This is a genomic window from Methanosarcina sp. A14 (genome assembly GCF_001729375.1).
Classification (GTDB): Archaea; Halobacteriota; Methanosarcinia; order Methanosarcinales; family Methanosarcinaceae; genus Methanosarcina; species Methanosarcina barkeri.
Genome location: NZ_LZPK01000301.1, coordinates 1 through 3801, shown reverse-complemented (window position 1 = coordinate 3801; position 3801 = coordinate 1). Strand labels below are relative to the sequence as shown.

2 protein-coding genes are annotated in these 3801 nt (G+C 32.4%); both read left to right on the top strand.

What is annotated here, in order from left to right; all coding sequences use genetic code 11:
- The first annotated feature begins 1241 nt into the window (after positions 1–1241).
- A complete protein-coding gene (locus A9239_RS20575) occupies positions 1242–1376 on the top strand; it encodes a hypothetical protein (RefSeq protein ID WP_255361951.1) in 135 nt (44 codons plus the stop codon).
- Between the two features lie 491 nt (positions 1377–1867).
- Positions 1868–3055: a tyrosine decarboxylase MfnA gene (gene mfnA / locus A9239_RS13495; protein ID WP_048122630.1), complete on the top strand. Its 1188-nt coding sequence runs from the start codon at positions 1868–1870 to the stop codon at positions 3053–3055.
- Positions 3056–3801 lie beyond the last annotated feature (746 nt).

Below are 3801 nucleotides of genomic sequence, written 5' to 3'. Positions count from 1 at the left end.
TTAAACGTTTTTAATTTAGTGTTTAAATTTTAAACGTTTTTAATTTTAAACGTTTTTAATTTAGTGTTTTAATTTTAAACGTTTTTAATTTTAAACGTTTTTAATTTAGTGTTTTAATTTTAAGCATTTTACTACTGCCTGATATCATGAAAAATTTCATAGTCTGCAGCCAACTTAATCCTCGAATCCACATCTATTGAATATTGTGTTTTTGGCTACATTTTTCGAGTTATGTTTTTTAGAGCTGTCTTTTTTAGAGTTTCTTTTTTGAGTTTCCTCTTCAAATGCTTAGACAACTATAACCACAACTACTTGACAAGCTTTAGATTGATCTTACAATAGCCGTTTAGCAAGTTTAAATAATTATTGTAATAATCATCAAGGGATTAGGGGAGTTGTAAATGGGATTCATGTAATGGACTTTGGAAAGAGGGAAAGAGAGAAAGGTTAAACTCTTAATTCCGAAGTCTTAACTCTCGATGTCTGGAATTAAAATTTATTTTAGGATTTCTGAGATTTTACTTCATTATTGTTTGTACCTTTATGAAAAACCCTATGAATCCTGATAATGAGGAGAAAGGGATAGAAGATATATCTTTCTTATAGTTAATACATGAAGCTCTCATTTTCTACTAATTACTGATAAAATGGCGGGCGAATCTTAAGTGTTAAGATACCTCGCAAGCCAGATAAAATATATATTCCGGATCTTCTTTTATCAAAATTTTGGATGAAATTGGTTTATAAGCAAGTAATTTTAAGCTATATTTGCAGTAGATCCAATGGAAGTACACCGTATTAATTGTTATGGTAAAGACCCCCATATTTCCACTGGAAAAGATTTAGACCCTAAATATCCACCAAAAAACCAACATTATCTAGCTTAGTATAACTGAGATAAAAAGTTATGAATTCCAGAACCAATGAAGGTTGAATTTAAACCCTTTCTTTCGAATGGAAGAAGTTATGAAAATTATAATATTTTTACATAAAATTAAAGAATAAAAATTTTAAGATAAAATTAAAATTATGTAAATATACAGAGTTAAGAAACCTTTAAAAAAATAGTAAATTTAAAATTTTTTGAATTATAAAAGTGAGAAATAGATAAAAGAAATAGAAAAAGCTAGGAAATTAGAGAAATTAAAGAAAGTTAAGGAAATTAAAAAAAATAGAAAAAGCTAGGAAATTAAAAAAGGAAAGGAAGTTATAAAAATCAAGGAAAGGAAAAAAGTGAGAAGGTGAAAAATAAAGAAAGGAAATTAAAGAAAGTTAGGGAAGAAAAAAACAGAGAGAGAAAAGTAAAAACAGAGAGAAGACCCCTGCATTTCCACTGGAACATTTATATAACACCCAGACCCCATGGTTTCCATTAAAGAGATTAGAGATTCTAGGCAGCAAAATAAAATAGAGTTTTATTTTGTTTATCAGTAAAATAATGTTGTTTTGTTATAGAATTAATACTATATATATTTTATTATTAAAAAGGTTAGTTTGTTTTTAGAACAGTTCTTCTTAATATAAAAAAATTTAATTTTATATATTCATTAAATATATTCTTTTTATTGATAACCAATCTATCAGAAAAAGTATTCATTTTCAAAAAATTTATAAATCTAAACTAAATCTAAGCTATATGTTCTGAGAAATTTGCGTCTTCTAGATCTATGAAAACGTCTCCACTCGAAATATAGGTGTCTCCCTCTAAAGCAGATATTACAGACATTAATATGATTATGAGATTTTAACATACATTCCTTTTTTAGATCTTGGATACTTACTCTCCCTGTTGTTATGAAAATTACTTGGTAATTTGGCAGGTATATTCCATAAGTATTTTAAATAAAACTGGTTTTACTTTATCCACATGAATGAGCAGGGTCTTTCTGAGAAAGAGATATTTTCCTATCTGGAAGATGTAAAGTCAGAAGATACGGATTACTATAAGGTTTTAAGTTCAATGTGCACTCACCCGCACAGAGTCGCGGTTGAGGCTCACAGGCTATTTATTGAGGCTAACCTGGGCGATCTGGGACTTTTTGCAGGTGCTCACAGGCTGGAAAAAGAAGTTATCCAGATGCTGGGAGAACTTCTTCATGCTCAGTCTGTTGAAATTCCTTCAGGAGAGTCATGTGAGAGTTCGGTTTGCGGTTATCTTACAACAGGAGGCACGGAATCTAATATCCAGGCTATCAGGTGCATGAAAAACATCGTAACTAAGGACGGGAATAAGTCAGGTGAGATTCTCAATATAGTTGTTCCCGAGTCAGCTCACTTCTCATTTGATAAAGTCGCCAATATGATGGGAATTGAGGTTAAAAGAGCTCTTCTTGATTCTGAATTCAGGGTGAATATTGCATCTGTGAAAAGCCTGATAGACGCAAACACCATCGGACTCGTAGGGATAGCAGGAAATACGGAATTTGGACAGGTAGATCCGATTGAGGAACTTTCACAACTTGCTCTTGAAAATGAGCTTTTCCTTCATGTTGATGCAGCTTTCGGAGGGTTTGTGATTCCATTTCTTGAAAAGCCATATTCTTTCGATTTCAAAGTTCCAGGCGTTACTTCCATTGCAATAGATCCTCATAAGATGGGGCTTTCCACAATTCCCTCAGGTGCCCTATTATTCAGATCTCCTTCTTTTCTTGACTCCCTTAAGGTAAATACTCCATATCTTACAACAAAAGCTCAGTTTACTCTAACAGGTACCCGCAGTGGAGCTTCAGCCGCTGCCACTTATGCCGTTATGAAGTATCTTGGACGTGAAGGGTATAGAAAAAATGTACAGTACTGCATGCAGCTTACCACAAAACTGGTTAAAGAAGCTCGAAAAATCGGCTTTGAACCCCTGATCGAGCCTGTAATGAACGTGGTCGCCCTGAGAGTTCCGAACCCTGACTTTGTGCGGGAACAGCTTCTTAAGAAATTTGGTTGGAACGTCTCAATTACTCGCAATCCAAGATCTCTTCGCTTGGTCCTAATGCCTCACAACACGGCCCGCGATATAGAAGAATTCCTGCAAGATCTGAGAAAAGTAACAGCAGAACTTTAATTTACAGCAGAACTTAATTTACAGTAGAACTTTAATTTACAGTAGAACTTTAATTTACAGTAGAACTTTAATTTACAACAGAACTTTAATTTACAACAGAACTTTAATTTACAACAGAACTTTAATTTACAACAGAACTTTAATTTACAACAGAACTTTAATTTACAGTAGAACTTTAAATCTTACTTCTTTATTATTCACATAATTTCTTCGGTTTTTGCTTAATTGTTTATTTGCTATCACATATTAATCGTGCACTAATTACGTACAAACAGATATGTATAATTATCGCCAAATAATAAATGGGGTCAGTTACCTTTATAAAGAAAAATTTATAAGGCAACTTGATCAGGGGAACTTTAAAAGACAACTTTATGAGGGAAAGTTAATTAGAAGAGTTTATGAGCAGAGTTAAGGGAACTTACGAGCAGCTCCAGTGGGATTTATGAACATAACTACCTATAAATTTCTCCTCCCTATTAGCTGTGTTATTTATGATAGTCTGGACCTGATTTTAAGTTCAGATTTAGCTTTATCTGATTTAGCGTTAGCTCATATTATTCAACGAACTCATATTATTCAACTAGGAGTTACGCAGTTGGCTACTAGCATATTGTTTTTTAAAAACTTTCAAATATTTGAATTAATTTAACGTGTATTGGGGATTCCTTAAGTATACTGTCACTGCAACTCTTCTAATTTTCATAGCACTTTCAAGCCAGGATATTCCACTTTTGATTCTTTGT